This is a genomic window from Serratia sp. BNK-12, assembly GCF_047456085.1.
Classification (GTDB): Bacteria; Pseudomonadota; Gammaproteobacteria; order Enterobacterales; family Enterobacteriaceae; genus Serratia; species Serratia liquefaciens.
On record NZ_CP179896.1, the window covers coordinates 4,849,778 to 4,870,245 of the forward strand.

At 55.4% G+C, this 20,468-nt stretch carries 16 protein-coding genes, 2 tRNA genes, 2 rRNA genes and 1 riboswitch; of the genes, 10 read left to right on the top strand and 10 right to left on the bottom strand.

Annotation, left to right across the window (positions count from 1 at the left end; translation table 11 throughout):
• Positions 1-41: 41 nt before the first annotated feature.
• From ACMGG1_RS22650 to ACMGG1_RS22665, 4 genes are all read right to left on the bottom strand, one after another.
• A 23S ribosomal RNA gene (locus ACMGG1_RS22650) occupies positions 42-2,949 on the bottom strand.
• A 205-nt stretch (positions 2,950-3,154) separates the two neighbouring features.
• Positions 3,155-3,230: transfer RNA gene (locus ACMGG1_RS22655), tRNA-Ala, on the bottom strand.
• Positions 3,231-3,267: 37 nt separating this feature from the next.
• Positions 3,268-3,344 (bottom strand) — tRNA-Ile (locus ACMGG1_RS22660).
• A gap of 75 nt (positions 3,345-3,419) precedes the next feature.
• A 16S ribosomal RNA gene (locus tag ACMGG1_RS22665) occupies positions 3,420-4,960 on the bottom strand.
• The 16S and 23S rRNA genes sit together here with 2 tRNA genes alongside, the layout of an rRNA operon.
• Before the next feature lie 666 nt (positions 4,961-5,626).
• Here ACMGG1_RS22665 and purH point away from each other — a divergent pair.
• Together purH and purD are read left to right on the top strand one after the other, a co-directional pair.
• Complete coding sequence (purH, locus tag ACMGG1_RS22670; protein ID WP_128865722.1) at positions 5,627-7,216, top strand: bifunctional phosphoribosylaminoimidazolecarboxamide formyltransferase/IMP cyclohydrolase; 1,590 nt, start codon at positions 5,627-5,629, stop codon at positions 7,214-7,216.
• A gap of 48 nt (positions 7,217-7,264) precedes the next feature.
• A complete protein-coding gene (gene purD, locus ACMGG1_RS22675; RefSeq protein ID WP_142816092.1) occupies positions 7,265-8,548 on the top strand; it encodes a phosphoribosylamine--glycine ligase in 1,284 nt (427 codons plus the stop codon).
• A 45-nt stretch (positions 8,549-8,593) separates the two neighbouring features.
• On the opposite strand, the gene ACMGG1_RS22680 is transcribed toward purD, so the two are convergent.
• From ACMGG1_RS22680 to nudC, 6 genes are all read right to left on the bottom strand, one after another.
• Positions 8,594-9,232 (bottom strand): DUF1481 domain-containing protein, encoded by a 639-nt coding sequence (locus ACMGG1_RS22680; protein WP_020828727.1) that lies wholly within the window; start codon positions 9,230-9,232, stop codon positions 8,594-8,596.
• A 69-nt stretch (positions 9,233-9,301) separates the two neighbouring features.
• Positions 9,302-9,574, bottom strand: coding sequence for a nucleoid-associated protein HU-alpha (gene hupA, locus ACMGG1_RS22685; protein WP_012004757.1), 273 nt, complete (start codon positions 9,572-9,574; stop codon positions 9,302-9,304).
• A gap of 188 nt (positions 9,575-9,762) precedes the next feature.
• Complete coding sequence (locus ACMGG1_RS22690) at positions 9,763-10,353, bottom strand: YjaG family protein (protein WP_004953973.1); 591 nt, start codon at positions 10,351-10,353, stop codon at positions 9,763-9,765.
• Positions 10,354-10,401: 48 nt separating this feature from the next.
• Positions 10,402-11,088, bottom strand: coding sequence for a deoxyribonuclease V (gene nfi / locus ACMGG1_RS22695; protein WP_046374690.1), 687 nt, complete (start codon positions 11,086-11,088; stop codon positions 10,402-10,404).
• A gap of 9 nt (positions 11,089-11,097) precedes the next feature.
• Positions 11,098-12,162, bottom strand: coding sequence for a uroporphyrinogen decarboxylase (gene hemE / locus ACMGG1_RS22700; RefSeq protein WP_020828729.1), 1,065 nt, complete (start codon positions 12,160-12,162; stop codon positions 11,098-11,100).
• Between the two features lie 40 nt (positions 12,163-12,202).
• Positions 12,203-12,970: an NAD(+) diphosphatase gene (gene nudC / locus ACMGG1_RS22705; RefSeq protein WP_261136878.1), complete on the bottom strand. Its 768-nt coding sequence runs from the start codon at positions 12,968-12,970 to the stop codon at positions 12,203-12,205.
• Between the two features lie 99 nt (positions 12,971-13,069).
• On the opposite strand from nudC, the gene ACMGG1_RS22710 reads away from it, so the two are divergent.
• From ACMGG1_RS22710 to ACMGG1_RS22745, 8 genes are all read left to right on the top strand, one after another.
• Positions 13,070-13,573, top strand: a complete 504-nt coding sequence (locus tag ACMGG1_RS22710; RefSeq protein WP_020828731.1) for an Rsd/AlgQ family anti-sigma factor — start codon at positions 13,070-13,072, stop codon at positions 13,571-13,573.
• 38 nt (positions 13,574-13,611) lie between these two features.
• Positions 13,612-13,736: riboswitch (TPP riboswitch) on the top strand.
• A 114-nt stretch (positions 13,737-13,850) separates the two neighbouring features.
• Entirely contained in the window at positions 13,851-15,794 is a 1,944-nt protein-coding gene (thiC, locus tag ACMGG1_RS22715) for a phosphomethylpyrimidine synthase ThiC (RefSeq protein WP_020828732.1), read from the top strand.
• Positions 15,787-16,425 (top strand): thiamine phosphate synthase, encoded by a 639-nt coding sequence (gene thiE, locus ACMGG1_RS22720; protein ID WP_046374692.1) that lies wholly within the window; start codon positions 15,787-15,789, stop codon positions 16,423-16,425. The genes thiC and thiE overlap by 8 nt, the downstream gene beginning before the upstream one ends.
• Before the next feature lie 4 nt (positions 16,426-16,429).
• Complete coding sequence (locus tag ACMGG1_RS22725) at positions 16,430-17,179, top strand: HesA/MoeB/ThiF family protein (RefSeq protein ID WP_414161039.1); 750 nt, start codon at positions 16,430-16,432, stop codon at positions 17,177-17,179.
• On the top strand, positions 17,176-17,376 hold the full coding sequence (thiS, locus tag ACMGG1_RS22730; RefSeq protein WP_046374694.1) for a sulfur carrier protein ThiS: 201 nt from the start codon (positions 17,176-17,178) through the stop codon (positions 17,374-17,376). Before ACMGG1_RS22725 ends, thiS begins: the two co-directional genes overlap by 4 nt.
• A gap of 1 nt (position 17,377) precedes the next feature.
• Positions 17,378-18,157, top strand: coding sequence for a thiazole synthase (locus ACMGG1_RS22735; RefSeq protein WP_130016993.1), 780 nt, complete (start codon positions 17,378-17,380; stop codon positions 18,155-18,157).
• Complete coding sequence (thiH, locus tag ACMGG1_RS22740) at positions 18,157-19,290, top strand: 2-iminoacetate synthase ThiH (protein WP_116691432.1); 1,134 nt, start codon at positions 18,157-18,159, stop codon at positions 19,288-19,290. The genes ACMGG1_RS22735 and thiH overlap by 1 nt, the downstream gene beginning before the upstream one ends.
• Positions 19,291-19,593: 303 nt before the next feature.
• Positions 19,594-20,067 carry an acyl-CoA thioesterase gene (locus ACMGG1_RS22745; protein WP_230090449.1) on the top strand — a complete coding sequence of 158 codons (474 nt, stop codon included), beginning with the start codon at positions 19,594-19,596 and terminating at the stop codon, positions 20,065-20,067.
• The last annotated feature ends 401 nt before the right edge of the window (positions 20,068-20,468 follow it).

The window sequence follows — 20,468 nt, forward strand, 5'->3', positions numbered from 1 at the left end:
TGAAAATCTCTACAATCTCTCTAAAACACCTTTGGTGTTGTAAGGTTAAGCCTCACGGATCATTAGTACTGGTTAGCTCAATGCATCGCTGCACTTACACACCCAGCCTATCAACGTCTTAGTCTTAAACGTTCCTTCAGGGACCTTAAAGGCCCAGGGAAGACTCATCTCGAGGCAAGTTTCGCGCTTAGATGCTTTCAGCGCTTATCTTTTCCGCACTTAGCTACCGGGCAGTGCCATTGGCATGACAACCCGAACACCAGTGGTGCGTTCACTCCGGTCCTCTCGTACTAGGAGCAACCCCTCTCAATCTTCCAACGCCCACGGCAGATAGGGACCGAACTGTCTCACGACGTTCTAAACCCAGCTCGCGTACCACTTTAAATGGCGAACAGCCATACCCTTGGGACCTACTTCAGCCCCAGGATGTGATGAGCCGACATCGAGGTGCCAAACACCGCCGTCGATATGAACTCTTGGGCGGTATCAGCCTGTTATCCCCGGAGTACCTTTTATCCGTTGAGCGATGGCCCTTCCATTCAGAACCACCGGATCACTAAGACCTACTTTCGTACCTGCTCGAGCCGTCACTCTCGCAGTCAAGCTAGCTTATGCCTTTGCACTAACCTCACGATGTCCGACCGTGATTAGCTAACCTTCGTGCTCCTCCGTTACTCTTTGGGAGGAGACCGCCCCAGTCAAACTACCCACCAGACACTGTCCTCACCCCGGATCACGGGGCCGAGTTAGAACATCAAACATTAAAGGGTGGTATTTCAAGGTTGGCTCCACGCAGACTGGCGTCCACGCTTCAAAGCCTCCCACCTATCCTACACATCAAGGCTCAATGTTCAGTGTCAAGCTATAGTAAAGGTTCACGGGGTCTTTCCGTCTTGCCGCGGGTACACTGCATCTTCACAGCGAGTTCAATTTCACTGAGTCTCGGGTGGAGACAGCCTGGCCATCATTACGCCATTCGTGCAGGTCGGAACTTACCCGACAAGGAATTTCGCTACCTTAGGACCGTTATAGTTACGGCCGCCGTTTACTGGGGCTTCGATCAAGAGCTTCGCCTTGCGGCTGACCCCATCAATTAACCTTCCAGCACCGGGCAGGCGTCACACCGTATACGTCCACTTTCGTGTTTGCACAGTGCTGTGTTTTTATTAAACAGTTGCAGCCAGCTGGTATCTGCGACTGGCTTCAGCTCCGAGAGCAAGTCTCTTCACCTACGCGCCAGCGTGCCTTCTCCCGAAGTTACGGCACCATTTTGCCTAGTTCCTTCACCCGAGTTCTCTCAAGCGCCTTGGTATTCTCTACCTGACCACCTGTGTCGGTTTGGGGTACGATTCTGTGTTACCTGATGCTTAGAGGCTTTTCCTGGAAGCTTGGCATCAACTACTTCTGCACCGTAGTGCATCGTCATCACGCCTCAGGGTTAATAAGTAACCGGATTTACCAGGTCACTCCCCCTACACGCTTAAACCGGGACAACCGTCGCCCGGCTAGCCTAGCCTTCTCCGTCCCCCCTTCGCAGTAACACCGAGTACAGGAATATTAACCTGTTTCCCATCGACTACGCCTTTCGGCCTCGCCTTAGGGGTCGACTCACCCTGCCCCGATTAACGTTGGACAGGAACCCTTGGTCTTCCGGCGAGCGGGCTTTTCACCCGCTTTATCGTTACTTATGTCAGCATTCGCACTTCTGATACCTCCAGCAACCCTCACAGGTCACCTTCAACGGCTTACAGAACGCTCCCCTACCCAACAACGCCTAAGCGTCGCTGCCGCAGCTTCGGTGCATGGTTTAGCCCCGTTACATCTTCCGCGCAGGCCGACTCGACCAGTGAGCTATTACGCTTTCTTTAAATGATGGCTGCTTCTAAGCCAACATCCTGGCTGTCTATGCCTTCCCACATCGTTTCCCACTTAACCATGACTTTGGGACCTTAGCTGGCGGTCTGGGTTGTTTCCCTCTTCACGACGGACGTTAGCACCCGCCGTGTGTCTCCCGTGATAACATTCTTCGGTATTCGGAGTTTGCATCGGTTTGGTAAGCCGGGATGGCCCCCTAGCCGAAACAGTGCTCTACCCCCGAAGATGAGTTCACGAGGCGCTACCTAAATAGCTTTCGGGGAGAACCAGCTATCTCCCGGTTTGATTGGCCTTTCACCCCCAGCCACAAGTCATCCGCTAATTTTTCAACATTAGTCGGTTCGGTCCTCCAGTTAGTGTTACCCAACCTTCAACCTGCCCATGGCTAGATCACCGGGTTTCGGGTCTATACCTTGCAACTATTCGCCCAGTTAAGACTCGGTTTCCCTACGGCTCCCCTATACGGTTAACCTTGCTACAAAATATAAGTCGCTGACCCATTATACAAAAGGTACGCAGTCACACCACGAAGGTGCTCCCACTGCTTGTACGTACACGGTTTCAGGTTCTATTTCACTCCCCTCGCCGGGGTTCTTTTCGCCTTTCCCTCACGGTACTGGTTCACTATCGGTCAGTCAGGAGTATTTAGCCTTGGAGGATGGTCCCCCCATATTCAGACAGGATGTCACGTGTCCCGCCCTACTCATCGAACTCACAATTAATGCATTTTAGTGTACGGGACTATCACCCTTTACTGTGCGACTTTCCAGACGCTTCCACTAACACAAGAACTGATTCAGGTTCTGGGCTCCTCCCCGTTCGCTCGCCGCTACTGGGGGAATCTCGGTTGATTTCTTTTCCTCGGGGTACTTAGATGTTTCAGTTCCCCCGGTTCGCCTCGTTAAGCTATGTATTCACTTAACGATAGTGCAACGAATTGCACTGGGTTTCCCCATTCGGGTATCGCCGGTTATTACGGTTCATATCACCTTACCGACGCTTATCGCAGATTAGCACGCCCTTCATCGCCTCTGACTGCCTAGGCATCCACCGTGTACGCTTAGTCACTTAACCTCACAACCCGAAGGTGTTTCCACTTTCGTGCTGCTACATTTGAGAGACTCTATGACAGGTTAATCCTTACCCCAATACATCTACGGAGGGATAAGTTTCAGCTGTCATGTTTCAATTTTCAGCTTGTTCCAGATTGTTAAAGAGCAAAATACTTCGCAGCATACTGTTGCCAGTACACTCTGAAGTATTGAAATACAGGACTATATGGTGGAGCTAAGCGGGATCGAACCGCTGACCTCCTGCGTGCAAGGCAGGCGCTCTCCCAGCTGAGCTATAGCCCCATACAGTCACGTGCAGTACCTTTTCCACTTCGAGAAGTGGTAGGCCTGAGTGGACTTGAACCACCGACCTCACCCTTATCAGGGGTGCGCTCTAACCACCTGAGCTACAAGCCTATAAAGGTATTTCTGCTCGTTACTTTTTCATCAGACAATCTGTGTGAGCACTTCACGCGAATCAATATCATTAGGTAAGGAGGTGATCCAACCGCAGGTTCCCCTACGGTTACCTTGTTACGACTTCACCCCAGTCATGAATCACAAAGTGGTAAGCGCCCTCCCGAAGGTTAAGCTACCTACTTCTTTTGCAACCCACTCCCATGGTGTGACGGGCGGTGTGTACAAGGCCCGGGAACGTATTCACCGTAGCATTCTGATCTACGATTACTAGCGATTCCGACTTCACGGAGTCGAGTTGCAGACTCCGATCCGGACTACGACGTACTTTATGAGGTCCGCTTGCTCTCGCGAGTTCGCTTCTCTTTGTATACGCCATTGTAGCACGTGTGTAGCCCTACTCGTAAGGGCCATGATGACTTGACGTCATCCCCACCTTCCTCCGGTTTATCACCGGCAGTCTCCTTTGAGTTCCCACCATTACGTGCTGGCAACAAAGGATAAGGGTTGCGCTCGTTGCGGGACTTAACCCAACATTTCACAACACGAGCTGACGACAGCCATGCAGCACCTGTCTCAGAGTTCCCGAAGGCACTAAGCTATCTCTAGCGAATTCTCTGGATGTCAAGAGTAGGTAAGGTTCTTCGCGTTGCATCGAATTAAACCACATGCTCCACCGCTTGTGCGGGCCCCCGTCAATTCATTTGAGTTTTAACCTTGCGGCCGTACTCCCCAGGCGGTCGACTTAACGCGTTAGCTCCGGAAGCCACGCCTCAAGGGCACAACCTCCAAGTCGACATCGTTTACAGCGTGGACTACCAGGGTATCTAATCCTGTTTGCTCCCCACGCTTTCGCACCTGAGCGTCAGTCTTTGTCCAGGGGGCCGCCTTCGCCACCGGTATTCCTCCAGATCTCTACGCATTTCACCGCTACACCTGGAATTCTACCCCCCTCTACAAGACTCTAGCTTGCCAGTTTCAAATGCAGTTCCCACGTTAAGCGCGGGGATTTCACATCTGACTTAACAAACCGCCTGCGTGCGCTTTACGCCCAGTAATTCCGATTAACGCTTGCACCCTCCGTATTACCGCGGCTGCTGGCACGGAGTTAGCCGGTGCTTCTTCTGCGAGTAACGTCAATGAACAGTGCTATTAACACTGAACCCTTCCTCCTCGCTGAAAGTGCTTTACAACCCGAAGGCCTTCTTCACACACGCGGCATGGCTGCATCAGGCTTGCGCCCATTGTGCAATATTCCCCACTGCTGCCTCCCGTAGGAGTCTGGACCGTGTCTCAGTTCCAGTGTGGCTGGTCATCCTCTCAGACCAGCTAGGGATCGTCGCCTAGGTGAGCCATTACCCCACCTACTAGCTAATCCCATCTGGGCACATCTGATGGCATGAGGCCCGAAGGTCCCCCACTTTGGTCCGAAGACGTTATGCGGTATTAGCTACCGTTTCCAGTAGTTATCCCCCTCCATCAGGCAGTTTCCCAGACATTACTCACCCGTCCGCCGCTCGTCACCCAGGAGCAAGCTCCCTGTGCTACCGCTCGACTTGCATGTGTTAGGCCTGCCGCCAGCGTTCAATCTGAGCCATGATCAAACTCTTCAATTAAAAGCTTGATTTGCTTCAACTCGTGAAGCGATGCTCGAAAATTAACTTTCGTAATATTCATCAGTTAAACACGTCAACTAAATGAATTATTGCTTGGTCACTCTTCAAGACTTGATATTTTTTTGAACCCGAAGGTTCTGGATATCGTCTTGTGGAGTGCCCACACAGATTGTCTGATAAATTGTTAAAGAGCAGTGAGTTAGCCGCCGTAGCTTGCTATCTCGAGGTGGCGTATAATACGCTTTCCTCTTTCAGAGTCAACCCCTAAATTTCAGGATTTTTTCTCTTCGAACCCCGGAGACTCTGTGAAGTTGTTCACATGTTCCGTGTCGATGGAGGCGCATTATAGGGAGTTCCTCGCAGGCCGCAACAGGTATTTTCGACAAAAACGATCGTTTGCTGCATTCCACAGCAAAAGCCCGCCTTATACCCTGTTGTGCACAAACTTATCCACAGAAGCCATTTGCACGGAAAATTTACGAGCGCCACGCAAACGTTTTCGCTACAATTCCCCGCGACGAAACGCTCCCCTTTTTATGGGGGCGTTACCTGAATTTGTGCCCGATACCCCCTTTATAGAGAGAAAAACCTTTCCTTATAGAGAGTAGAAGGTGGAAATTCACGTAACGCTCTTTTATTGCGACTCCAAAGCCAAGGGATAAAACCATGCAACAACCTCGTCCAATCCGCCGGGCCCTGCTCAGCGTCTCTGACAAAGCCGGTATCGTTGAATTCGCCGAAGCGCTTTCAAGCCGTGGCGTTGAACTGCTCTCCACCGGCGGTACCGCTCGCCTGCTGGCAGATGCCGGTCTACCTGTTACCGAAGTTTCCGACTACACCGGCTTCCCGGAAATGATGGATGGACGAGTAAAGACGCTGCACCCGAAAGTGCACGGTGGCATTCTGGGCCGTCGCGGTCAGGACGATGGCATCATGAGCCAACATGACATCAAGCCGATCGACATGGTAGTGGTAAACCTGTATCCGTTCGCCCAAACCGTGGCGCGCCCGGAATGCTCGCTGGAAGATGCAGTAGAGAATATCGACATCGGCGGCCCGACCATGGTGCGCTCCGCGGCCAAGAACCATAAAGACGTCGCCATCGTGGTAAAGAGCAGTGACTACGCCGCTATCATTACCGAGATGGATAACAACGACGGCTCACTGCAATACGCCACCCGTTTCGATCTGGCTATCAAGGCGTTTGAACACACCGCCGCTTACGACAGCATGATCGCCAACTACTTCGGCGCGCTGGTGCCGGCCTACCATGGCGAAACCGAGCAGCCTTCCGGTCGCTTCCCTCGCACGCTGAACCTTAACTACATCAAGAAGCAGGATATGCGCTACGGTGAGAACAGCCACCAGCAGGCCGCCTTCTATATAGAAGAGAATGTTCAGGAAGCTTCTGTCGCCACCGCCGATCAGCTACAGGGCAAAGCGTTGTCGTACAACAACATCGCCGATACCGATGCGGCACTGGAGTGCGTGAAAGAGTTCGCCGAACCGGCCTGCGTTATCGTCAAGCACGCCAACCCCTGTGGCGTGGCGATAGGCGACGATATTCTGGCAGCCTATGAGCGTGCCTATCAAACCGATCCTACCTCCGCGTTCGGCGGCATCATCGCCTTCAACCGCGAACTGGACGCCGCCACTGCGCAAGCCATTATCAGTCGTCAGTTTGTGGAAGTGATTATCGCACCTAGCATCAGCGAGGAAGCGCGCTCCCTGCTGGCCGCCAAACAGAACGTCCGCGTGCTGGCCTGCGGCCAATGGCAGCAACGCGTTGCCGCTCTGGACTTCAAGCGCGTCAACGGCGGCTTGCTGGTGCAGGATCGCGATCTGGGCATGGTGAGTGAAAGCGATCTGCGCGTAGTGTCCGAACGCCAACCTACCGCTCAGGAATTGCGTGATGCGCTGTTCTGCTGGAAAGTGGCCAAGTTTGTTAAGTCCAACGCCATTGTTTATGCGCGCGACAACATGACCATCGGCATAGGTGCGGGGCAAATGAGCCGCGTTTACTCAGCCAAGATCGCCGGCATCAAAGCCGCCGACGAAGGTCTGGAAGTCAAAGGCTCCGCCATGGCGTCCGACGCCTTCTTCCCGTTCCGTGACGGCATCGATGCCGCGGCAGCCGTTGGCATCACCTGCGTGATCCAGCCAGGCGGGTCGATCCGTGATGATGAAGTGATTGCCGCCGCCAACGAACACGGCATTGCGATGATCTTTACCGATATGCGTCACTTCCGCCATTAATCCTTTTTGCTGCGTGCGCTGCGGCGCACGCCCTTCGTGGAGCACCTGATGAACATTTTAATTATCGGCAACGGCGGACGCGAACACGCGCTGGCCTGGAAAGCAGCCCAATCACCGCTGGCGGACAAAGTTTACGTAGCACCGGGCAATGCCGGTACCGCGCTGGAACCAGGTCTTACGAACGTCGAGATCTCCGCTACCGATATTCCGGCCCTGCTCACTTTTGCCCAGAGCAACGATATCGGCCTCACCATTGTCGGGCCGGAAGCGCCGCTGGTGATTGGCGTGGTTGACGCCTTCCAGGCCGCCGGTCTGAAAATCTTTGGCCCCTCTCAGGCCGCAGCCCAGTTAGAAGGCTCTAAAGCCTTCACCAAAGATTTCCTGGCGCGCCACAATATCCCAAGCGCCGAGTACCAAAACTTTACCGAAGTCGAACCGGCGCTGGCCTATGTTCGCAGTAAAGGTGCACCGATCGTCATCAAGGCCGACGGCCTGGCGGCCGGTAAAGGCGTGATTGTTGCCATGACGCTGCAGGAAGCGGAAGACGCCGTGCAAGACATGCTGGCAGGCAACGCCTTCGGCGATGCAGGCCACCGCATCGTGGTGGAAGAATTCCTGGATGGGGAAGAAGCCAGCTTTATCGTTATGGTCGACGGTGAAAACGTAGTGCCGATGGCCACCAGCCAGGATCACAAACGCGTCGGCGATGGCGACACCGGCCCGAACACCGGCGGTATGGGGGCTTATTCCCCGGCGCCAGTGGTAACCGATGAAATCCACCAGCGCGCGATGGACCAGGTTATCTGGCCAACCGTGCGTGGCATGGCGGCGGAAGGTAACACCTATGTCGGCTTCCTTTATGCCGGGCTGATGATCTCTGCGGACGGTCAACCGAAAGTCATTGAATTCAACTGCCGCTTTGGCGATCCGGAAACCCAGCCGATCATGCTGCGTCTGCGCTCTGATCTGGTTGAACTGTGCCTGGCCGGTGCGGAAGGTAAGCTGGATGAGAAAACGTCTGAATGGGATGAACGTCCTGCGTTGGGCGTGGTACTGGCAGCCGGCGGTTATCCGGGTGACTATAACAACGGTGAGGTCATTCAGGGTCTGCCGCAGCAAGAAAGCGCCGACGGCAAGGTATTCCATGCCGGCACCCGCATGCAGGGTAACGACGTGGTGACCAGCGGTGGCCGCGTGCTGTGCGTTACCGCGCTGGGTGAAACGGTGGCTCAGGCGCAACAACGCGCTTACCAATTGGCGGATGGCATTCAGTGGACAGGCAGCTTCTGCCGTAAGGACATTGGCTATCGTGCGATTGCACGCGGCAAATGATCTGAACGCTAAAATCTCTGAGGGCTCCGCCATGCGGGGCCTTTTTTATAGCTGATCTTCTTTCGGTTCCCAGCGGCAAAAATCGTCGTTTGCCACCAGCAGCAGTTCACGCCCTTCCGGCGCATCCAACCAGGCAATATTCACCGGTTGGCTGCTGTTGCGGGCGCGACGCTCAATCCAGGCTTCGGCACTGCCGTCCAGCCCTGGTTTCAACGTTTGGCCATCGCAGGTTTGCACCGTGCCCTGTTGCCAACGCCCCTGCAGCAGTTTCACATTGCCGGCACGCAGCGCATTACTCACTTCAAGCACTCGACGCGCCTGGTATTGGTACAGCGCGATTTCATCGGCGGTCAGTTGTTCACGCCGCGTGGCCAGTTGACGCTGCATAAAGCTTACTTCGCCGTCATCGGTGAAGCGAAGTTGAATAGAGTCACGATCGCCATCGGCATCGGTGCGTTTAATCTGGCGCAGTTCGCCGTTTTGGTATTCGTACAGCGTGGTGACGGTGCCCGGACCGCGATAAGGACTGTAGACGCTCATCAGCACCTGTGGGCGATGCCGATCGTCGTCTTTGCGCCACAGGCGAATAACGCCCTGGTCGGCCACAAAGCCGCTGGCACTAAAGGCAGGGGGATCTGAATGACTGCTGCAGGCGCTCAGGACACCGGCAAGGCCGATGACCATGAGCGCCTGTCGGATAAACAAAAGGGGCGCTATTGCCCCTCTGTTTAATCTTTTCACCAACACGCAGTATTACTTAACCGCGTCTTTCAGTGCTTTACCAGAAACGAACGCAGGCACGTTAGCAGCTGCGATTTTGATTTCTTTACCAGTCTGCGGGTTGCGACCAGTGCGCTCGTTGCGGTGGTTGACCTTGAAAGTACCGAAACCAACCAATTGTACTGCATCACCTTCTTTCAGAGACTCAGTAATAGCAGCCAGGGTGGATTCCAGAGCCAGTTTAGCTTGTGCTTTGGAAAGGTCAGCCTTGTCCGCGATTACATCAATCAGTTGAGTCTTGTTCATAAGTTATCCTTACAGTGTGTTTATCGTTTGCAAAGCATCGAGTGCGACGGATATGCCGATTGACAGCACTCCCTGCATACACGCACCGATAGCCACTTTTTTTACGCCCCCCAAATGTAGACCAGACAGGGTGCGGATGTGAAGCCTTAAGGCATGACAAATCAGGCGTTAAATCACGTTTTCTTGCCTTATTGCGTTAAATTTATCCCGATATTACTCACCGCGGCCTCGCGGAGGTCAGAACGCAAGCCTTTGATCAGCTCTAAATCGCGTTCCTCACAGTCAGCCAACAGGCGGAAAATTTCCCATTGGATGTCCCATTCTTCCTCTACCGCAGGCAAAACCTTGAGCTCATCGTCGGTCATTTCTTTACCGGCCTGAGTCATTTCCAACATCGCCACGGTGCGAATTGACGTTTCGCTAATGGCGATGGCGTGCTCTAGCGTCTCCCCGCTGAGTCGCGAATGGATCAGTTCCCCTAATGCGATACAGGCGTCAATAGCCGGGTAAACGCCGTAAAGATCGTAATCTTCTGCCGAAGGTATCGCCTCTTCCAACTTCTCCAACTGGCTGTCAAAGTTGACCTTGGCGTCCTTGACCACCAGCGTTTCCCACACCAAATCCAGAATGCGGCGGTAAATCGCCGGATCGCCAAACTCGGTTTGCAGGCAGAACATCTGGTAATTCGGATACATACGCTCGCACAAACTGGCCATAAAGGTCAAATGTTGCCAGCTTTCAAGCTTTTCCAGACGTAAATGGATCGGGTTACGTAGCATTATTCACTCTCTTACGCGTTATCTGCGCCGCAGTGTACCCGAAATCGGTCATTGCGACACCTCTGGATGCTGCTGCAACCAGCGCTGGAAGGCCGGCCGGCGCGAGGCGATGGCATCGGCCCAGCGCGTAGGTTCCGGCAAACGGTAGCCCGCCATACAACGTTGTACCCAGGCCAACGCACTGTCGGCCCCGACGCGGTGGCCGGTAGAGATAAACAACGGGTTACAACGCGCCTTGCTACGCCACACCCAGCCAAGCTGCTCGCCTTTATCTTCCAGCGGCGCCAACGCGCCGGCGGCGGCGTCCAAAGGGGCGAATTTACCGCACAGGCGCTTTTTGGCGACGCCAATGGTCGGTACGTCGACCAACAGACCGAAATGGCTGGCAACGCCCAGACGGCGCGGGTGTGAGATACCATGGCCGTCGACAAAAACCAGGTCCGGCTTCTGCTGCAATTGCTCCCAAGCCGCGAGCAACGCAGGGTATTCACGAAATGATAAAAAACCGGGAATGTAAGGCAGGGTGGTCGCGACACGAGCCACCCGGTACTCCACCAGCTCCAGCGATGGATAGCGCAGAATGGCAATGGCAGCACGCGTCACCTCACCTTCCTGTTCAAAGCCCACGTCGGCACCGGCAATAAAGGCCGGCGACTCGGTCTGGAAGTCATCGTAACGAATCACCTCCGAGGCGCGCTGCAATTGCTCCGCGCGTAGGGCTTGAGTATCTATCACGTCCGGCCCTTAGCGATGGTATTTGCCCGATTGAGCGTGAACCGCCTCGACAAAGGCGCCGGCGTTTTCTGGTGGCACATCCAAATGAATGCCGTGACCCAGGTTAAATACGTGCCCTTCACCGTGACCGAAACCGGCCAGAATAGTTTCCACTTCCTGGGCAATACGCTCAGGTGACGCATACAGCATAGAAGGATCCATGTTGCCCTGCAGCGCGACTTTATCCCCTACGCGACGGCGCGCGTCAGCGATGTCGGTCGTCCAGTCAAGACCCAGCGCGTCACAACCGGTGGCCGCCATAGCCTCCAGCCACTGGCCACCGCCTTTGGTGAACAGCGTGACCGGCACGCGGCGGCCATCGTTTTCACGCAGCAGCCCATCGACAATCTTATGCATGTAATGCAGAGAGAATTCGCGGTAGTCACGGCCGGTCAGCACGCCGCCCCAGGTATCGAAAACCATCACCGACTGCGCGCCGGCTTTGATCTGGGCGTTGAGATACAAAATGACGCTGTCTGCCAGCTTATCCAGCAGCAGGTGCAGCGTAGCCGGCTCCGCATACATCATTTTTTTCAGCTTGGTGAAGGCCTTGCTGCTGCCGCCTTCCACCATATAGGTCGCCAGGGTCCACGGGCTGCCGGAGAAACCGATCAGCGGCACTTCGCCTTTGAGCTCGCGGCGGATAGTACGCACCGCGTTCATCACATAGCCCAGCTCCACTTCAGGATCGAAGGCCGGCAACTTGTCCACGTCGGCACGACAGGTAATCGGCGAGGAGAAACGCGGGCCTTCGCCGGTTTCGAAATACAGCCCCAGCCCCATGGCATCGGGAATGGTGAGGATGTCGGAGAACAGAATGGCCGCATCCAGCGGGAAGCGGCGCAACGGCTGCAGCGTAACCTCGCAAGCCAGTTCCGCATTCTTGCACAGCGACATAAAATCACCGGCCTGGGCACGGGTGGCTTTGTACTCCGGCAAATAACGACCGGCCTGACGCATCATCCATACGGGGGTCACATCCACCGGCTGACGCAGCAGCGCGCGCAGGTAACGATCGTTCTTCAACTCATTCATTTATGGGGCTCCCTTATTCATCTGCCGCTATTGTAGCGAGTTATTGCTCGCGGCATAAGGCTACGGTGTCCTCTATCAGGCGGCGCGCCACGGTGCCAGGCGGCGGCAAAAGCGGCAACCGATCGTAGCGGTACCAGCCGGCGTTAAGCAGCTCTTTCGGATCGTGACGGATCTCACCCCGATGGTAATCGGCCATAAAGGCCATCATCAGCGAATGCGGGAATGGCCAGGGTTGCGAGGTGACGTAGCGCAGGTTTTTGATTTCAATATTACTTTCCTCCATTACCTCGCGCGCAGCCGCCTGCTCCAGCGTTTCGCCGACCTCAACAAAACCGGCCAGGACAGTATGAATTCCACCGCGATGGCGCACGTGCTGGGCCAGCAGGATCTCGTCGTCACGTCGAATGGCAACAATCACGCAAGGGGCGATTTGCGGGTAGTAACGCTCGCGGCAATTGCCGCACAGACAGGCACTCTCCGTGCGACTGAGATGCATCTCATGGCCGCAGTAACCGCAGTAGCGATGGGAACGGTAGAAGTCGGCCAGTTGCACCCCGCGCCCAGCGAGCTGGAACAGTCCACGATCGAGCTCAAGCAGTTGGCGTACCGAGCCCATGTCCTGCGGCATCGCCTGACGCACCAGCCAGACCGGCAGCCCTTCCCATTCACCAATAGCCCTGGCCATCCGCCCCTGCAGGGAGAATGACGCCGCCAAACCACACGGCAATTCACCGTTTGGTAACCAAAGTTTGCTTTCATGGCTGACAATCCACCAGCCAATTTCATTACCCGTTAATGCAAGTTCCATATCGTTGTTGCACAACCTCAGCTTCACTGGCACTCTACAAATCGGCCTTGTAACATTTTAATAACTTACTGTTACGTTTTATTACTTACGGAGTCAAACATGCTCAACCGTTTGGAAAGCCTGACTCAGCGCGTTGGTGGTAGTAATGAATTAGTTGATCAATGGCTTCAGGCTCGCAAGCAATTGCTGGTCGCCTATTGCACCCTCGTGGGTATCAAACCGAATAAAGAAAAGCATACGCCGCTGAATGAAAAAGCGCTGGAGAACTTTTGCCATAATCTGGTGGATTACCTTTCCGCCGGTCATTTTCATATCTATGACAGAATTATCAAGCAAGTGGAAGGCGCATCCAGTCCGAAAATGACGCTGTCGGTAAACATCTACCCCAAACTGTGGGCAAATACCGAACAGATTATGGCATTTCACGATCGCTATACCGAAGTGGATATCGATCAGGATGTGTGCCTGGAACTCCATCAGGCATTGTCGGATATCGGTGAAACCCTGGCGGCACGTTTTACCCTGGAAGATAAGCTGATCCAACTGGCGACCGAAGCCTGGCAGCAAACGATGCCGGATAAAGCGCTGGATCAGGCACGTTAGAATTTTGTAGTTTTTTTTATTCACCCTCCTATACTGGGGGCATCTTGTCGGAGTGCCTAGCGCCTGATTTGTTCATCAAATTGGCCAGGCTGAGACCGTTAATTCGGGATCCGCGGAACCTGATCGGGTTAATACCCGCGAAGGGAACAAGAGTAATCTATCGCCACAGGCAGGTGATCCCAACAGGGATAATCCCGCCCTGTCGGCCAGCATCATTACTCCCTCCGAGCTCCAGACAAGCAACATTCCCAACCCAACACACTGGTAGGAACTTGCTATGTCTAACGTTAAAAAACCCCGTGCCCGTAAAGAGCAACGCGAAGAAGCCCAGCAGTTTATCGATACCCTTCAGGGCGTGTCCTTTCCCAATTCACGCCGGATTTATCTGCAGGGCTCACGCAACGATCTGCAGGTGCCGATGCGTGAAATCCAGCTTAGCCCGACGCTGCTTGGCGGCGACAAAGACAACCCACAGTACCAGCCCAACGAAGCCATTCCGGTATACGACACTGCCGGTCCTTATGGCGATCCGCAATCTGAACTTAATGTGCATACCGGCCTGGTAAAACTGCGTGCAGGCTGGATAGCTGAACGCGGTGATACCGAACTGCTCAATGGCGTCAGTTCCGGCTTTACCCAGCAGCGCCTGGCGGATGAAGGTCTGGATCACCTGCGTTTTGAACATCTGCCGCGGCCGCGCAAGGCGCAACCCGGCAAATGCGTCACCCAGTTGCACTACGCCCGCGCTGGCGTAATCACCCCTGAGATGGAGTTTATCGCCATCCGCGAAAACATGGGCCGCGAGCGTATCCGTGGCGATGTCCTGCGCCAGCAGCATCCAGGGCAAAGTTGGGGCGCCAATCTGCCGGAGAACATCACGCCGGAATTCGTTCGCCAGGAAGTGGCCGCTGGACGCGCCATCATCCCCGCTAATATCAACCATCCCGAATCCGAGCCGATGATCATCGGTCGCAATTTTCTGGTGAAAGTTAACGCCAACATCGGCAACTCGGCGGTGACCTCATCCATCGAAGAGGAGGTCGAAAAACTGGTCTGGTCCACCCGCTGGGGCGCGGATACGGTGATGGACCTGTCCACCGGCCGCTATATCCACGAAACCCGCGAATGGATCCTGCGTAACAGCCCGGTACCGATCGGAACGGTGCCTATCTATCAGGCGCTGGAAAAAGTGAACGGCGTGGCGGAAAACCTGACCTGGGAAATGTTCCGCGATACGTTACTTGAGCAGGCAGAGCAAGGCGTTGACTACTTCACCATCCACGCCGGCGTACTGTTGCGCTATGTACCGATGACCGCCAAGCGCCTGACCGGCATCGTCTCGCGCGGCGGTTCGATCATGGCTAAATGGTGTCTGTCACACCATCAGGAAAACTTCCTGTACCAGCACTTCCGCGAAATCTGCGAAATTTGCGCCGCCTATGACGTCTCGCTGTCCCTGGGAGATGGCCTGCGCCCCGGCTCAATTCAGGACGCCAATGATGAAGCGCAGTTCGCCGAACTGCACACGCTGGGCGAACTGACCAAAATTGCCTGGGAATATGACGTGCAGGTGATGATCGAAGGCCCGGGTCATGTACCGATGCAAATGATCCGCCGCAACATGACCGAAGAGTTGGAGCATTGCCACGAAGCGCCGTTCTACACCCTTGGCCCGCTAACCACCGATATCGCCCCGGGCTATGACCACTTCACCTCCGGCATCGGCGCCGCGATGATCGGTTGGTTCGGCTGCGCCATGCTGTGTTACGTCACGCCGAAGGAGCACCTCGGGCTGCCGAACAAAGAAGACGTCAAACAGGGGCTGATCACCTACAAAATTGCCGCCCACGCCGCCGATTTGGCCAAAGGCCACCCGGGTGCCCAGATCCGCGATAACGCCATGTCCAAGGCGCGTTTCGAATTCCGCTGGGAAGATCAGTTCAACCTGGCGCTCGACCCGGCTACCGCCCGCGCTTATCACGACGAAACCCTGCCGCAAGAGTCCGGCAAAATCGCCCACTTCTGTTCCATGTGCGGCCCCAAATTCTGCTCGATGAAAATTTCGCAGGAAGTACGCGACTATGCCGCTGCGCAGGAAGCCGCCAAACCGATAGAAGTACAACTCACCGGCATGGAAAAAATGTCGGCCGAGTTCCGTTCACGCGGCAGTGAGCTCTACCACAGCGCCGGCAACCTGCAAGAGGAACTGAGCAATGACTGATATCACCACGCCTTTCCCCGCCACTCCGCACAAGCTGGGGTTATACCCGGTAGTCGACAGTGTCGAATGGATTGCTCGCCTGCTGGATGCGGGTGTTACCACGATCCAACTGCGCATCAAGGATTTGCCGGATGAGCAGGTCGAAGAGGATATTGCCGCCGCCATTGCGCTCGGTAAAAGGTACAACGCCCGGCTGTTTATTAATGACTATTGGCAATTGGCGATTAAACACGATGCCTATGGCGTACACCTGGGCCAGGAAGACCTGGAGACCACCGATTTGGCGGCCATTCACCGCGCCGGATTGCGTTTAGGCGTTTCCACCCATGACGACACCGAGCTGGCGCGAGCCATTGCGGTGAAGCCTTCTTATATTGCGCTGGGGCATATCTTCCCGACGCAAACCAAAGACATGCCTTCCGCTCCCCAGGGCCTGGCAGAGCTGAAACGCCATATCCTCGGGTTGAGTGACTATCCGACGGTGGCGATCGGCGGGATCAGTATCGATCGCGTGGCCGACGTGTTGGCCTGTGGCGTAGGTAGCGTGGCGGTGGTCAGCGCCATTACTCAGGCGCCGGACTGGCGCGCCGCCACCGCTCAACTGCTGCAGCTGATCGAAGGCAAGGAGTAACGCCATGTTGAACGATCAAGAGTTCCTGCGTTACAGCCGCCAACTGCTGCTGGAAGATATCGGCCCGGAAGGTCAGGAGAAGCTGAAGCGTTCGACGGCGCTGATCGTCGGGCTTGGGGGCTTAGGCTCCCCTGCAGCGCTCTATCTGGCTGCTGCCGGTGTCGGTACGCTGTTGCTGGCCGATGACGATACGCTTCACGTCACCAACCTGCAGCGCCAGATCCTGTACCGCAGCCCCGACGTGGAAAAAAGCAAAGCCGCTCTGGCGCAGCGCCAGTTACAGGCACTGAACCCGATGGTTGAAGCTATTGCGCTTGTGCAACGGCTGCAAGGCGAAACCTTGCACCACGCCGTGGAGCGCGCCGATCTCATTTTGGACTGCAGCGACAATATGGAAACCCGCCATGCGGTGAACGCCGCCTGCATCAGTGCCGACAAGCCGCTTATCAGCGGCAGCGCGGTGGGCTTCAGCGGCCAGTTGCTGGTCATTGAACCGCCTTATGTCCACGGCTGTTACGCTTGCCTTTACCCGGAATCGGCAGAACCGCAGCGCAATTGCCGCACCGCTGGCGTGCTCGGCCCGGTGGTCGGCGTCATCGGTACGCTGCAAGCCCTGGAAGCGATAAAGATGCTGGCAGGTATGTCTTCACCACTGAACGGCAAACTACGGTTGTTCGACGGTAAACAACAAAGTTGGAGCACCTTGCAACTCAGCCAGGCCAGCACCTGTGCGGTATGCGGAGGGGCAGCATGAAGATCCGGCTTAATGACCAGCCGTTGGAACTGGCGCAGCCCCTGAGCGTCGATGCTTTGCTGGAGCAACTGCAACGCCACCAGCCGGGTACCGCGCTGGCTATCAACCAAACCATCATCCCGCGCGCCGACTGGGCTAACCACCAGGTGCAGGACGGTGATGACATCCTGTTGTTTCAAGCGATCGCCGGAGGCTGACATGCTACAAATCGCCGATACCACCTTTACTTCACGCCTGTTTACCGGCACCGGCAAGTTCGCCACCCCAGCGCTGATGCTGGAAGCCCTGCAGGCCTCCGGTTCGCAGCTGGTCACCATGGCGATGAAACGCGTCGATCTGCACGGCGGCAATGATGCCATTCTGGCGCCGCTGCAACAGTTGGGCGTACGCCTGCTGCCCAACACCTCTGGTGCCAAAACCGCTGCCGAAGCGATATTCGCCGCCCGGCTGGCGCGTGAGGCACTCGGTACTCACTGGGTAAAACTGGAAATTCACCCTGATGTGAAATACCTGCTGCCAGATCCCATCGAAACCCTGAAAGCGGCGGAAACCTTGGTAAAAGAAGGCTTTGTGGTGCTGCCTTACTGCGGTGCCGACCCGGTGCTATGCAAACGGCTGGAAGAAGTGGGCTGCGCGGCGGTCATGCCGCTCGGATCGCCAATCGGTTCCAACCGGGGGCTGCGCACCCGCGACTTTCTGGAGATCATTATCGAACAGGCCAAAGTGCCGGTGGTGGTGGACGCCGGTATCGGTGCGCCGAGCCATGCACTGGAAGCCATGGAACTGGGTGCCGATGCGGTGCTGGTGAATACGGCTATCGCCGTGGCACGCGATCCCGTACAGATGGCGCATGCTTTCCGTTTGGCCTTGGAAGCCGGTGAACTGGCGCGTCAGGCCGGTTTGGGCAGTAGCCAACGTAGTGCGGCGGCTTCCAGCCCGCTGACGGCTTTTCTCAGCCAGGCCGGGGAGACGTTGTGATGGCCGATGATTTCAGCCGCCGCTGGCAGCAGTTGGATTGGGACGACATCTCGCTGCGCATTAACAGTAAGACGCCGCGGGATGTGGAGCGTGCACTCAATGCGGACAAGCTGACGCGTGAAGACTTTATGGCATTGATCTCCCCTGCCGCGGCGCACTATCTGGAACCTTTGGCGCAACGTGCACAGCAACTGACTCGCCAACGTTTTGGTAACGTGGTCAGCTTCTATGTGCCCTTATACCTGTCTAATCTATGCGCTAATGACTGCACTTACTGCGGTTTTTCAATGAGCAATCGCATTAAGCGCAAAACCCTGGATGCCGCAGAAATCGAACGCGAGTGTCTGGCGATTAAAGCTTTGGGTTTTGAGCATCTGCTGCTGGTCACCGGTGAACACCAAACCAAGGTCGGCATGGATTACTTTCGCCAGCATATTCCGGCGATCCGCCGCCATTTCAGTTCGCTGATGATGGAGGTTCAACCGCTGGCGCAGGAAGAGTATGCCGAACTGAAAACGCTGGGGCTGGATGGCGTGTTGGTGTATCAGGAAACCTATCATCCCGCCACCTATCTGCAGCATCACCTCCGTGGGCAGAAACAGGACTTTCATTGGCGGTTGGCCACGCCGGATCGCCTGGGCCGCGCCGGGATCGACAAGATCGGTCTCGGCGCTCTGGTCGGGCTCTCCAACAGTTGGCGCACCGACTGCTATATGCTGGCCGAGCACTTATTCTACCTGCAGCAAACCTATTGGCAGAGCCGTTATTCCATCTCGTTCCCGCGTTTGCGCCCCTGCGCCGGCGGTATAGAACCGGCGTCGATCATGAGTGAACCGCAACTGGTGCAGTTGATCTGTGCTTTCCGGCTGTTCGCCCCCGACGTGGAACTTTCTTTGTCGACGCGTGAATCCCCGTTCTTCCGCGATCATATGATCCCGGTGGCGATCAACAGCGTCAGCGCCGGATCCAAGACACAACCCGGTGGCTATGCCGACGACGTGCCGCCTGAACTGGAGCAGTTCGAACCGCATGATGGCCGTACGCCGCAACAGGTGGCGCAAGCGATTAGCGATGCCGGTTTGCAGCCGGTGTGGAAAGACTGGGACGGCTATCTTGGACGTGGCGCGCAATAAGCTGTAATCCATTAACCATTGCAGAGAAATCCAAAGATAGACTGCGCAAAGTCTATCAACCAAGCTGGTGCCGAAAATCACACCGGCTATAGTCCCTCTGCCGGTCGCCAAACCCGGCGCCGGCCGGGGCCGTTACCTTCTCAATGGCCCCGCCTTACCCACCCCCGGATCGTACCGGATACCCTCCCGCGCGATCCGGGCCTTCCTTTTCGGTTTGCGCACTCATCAACGCGGTTCGGGGATTTTGACAAAGCCAACTGGTTGGACCACGTTTAACCTCTCACCCCCGGCGGAATAATAACCATGAACCTGTACCTGCGACTGATTTGGATCTTTATCTCGTCACGCTGGAAAGCGCGCATGTCAATGGATGACCTGACCAGCACCCTGCAAACTCGAGTATGGCTAAATGATATCGATATCAATCTGCACATGAATAATGGCCGCTACCTGACGGTGTGCGACCTCAATCGGGTGGATATGTTTATTCGAACCGGATTAATGAAGCTGATGCTCAAGCGGCGTTGGTCGCCGATCGTCAGTCAACTGAATATGAATTACAAAAAGGCGCTGCAGCCCTTCCAACGTTATCAAGTCAGTATGACCATTACTCACTGGGACGATCGTTACTTTTATGCGACTCATACTTTCAGTGTCGGCGATCGGATTGTGGCACTGGGCACGTCACAGGCAGTCGTAGTCGGGAAAGAAGGCGTAGTGGCGCCAGAAGAAGTAGCAGAAAGCGTGCGGCAATATCAACAGGCGAGCAAGGTGTGACCACCTGCGCCGCGGTGATGTGATGTGATGTGATGTGATGTGATGTGATGTGATGTGATGTGATGAGTCCCTGATGCTGTAATGGCCCTGGCGTCGGCCGTGTATCTTTTTTTGCTGCCTGCCCCTAGCTTGAAGACAGGAGCAGGCAGCTTATTCTGTGAGACAGGCAGCCCCCCCAGGAACGCGAATCGCACATATAAGAGCTAATTAATCATATCAACGATAAAATGTGAATGTCTTTTGAGTGTTTTTTTGAGTGCTATTGAGTGTAATTTGAGTTTAGTCATGAAAATCAAACGGATATCGCCGCAGCCATCCTGACTTCATCTATAATCGAGCCAGCAGGCAACCTCGGGACAGCAAATGCTCGTGGTCAACATCAGAAAAATCGAGGTGATCAT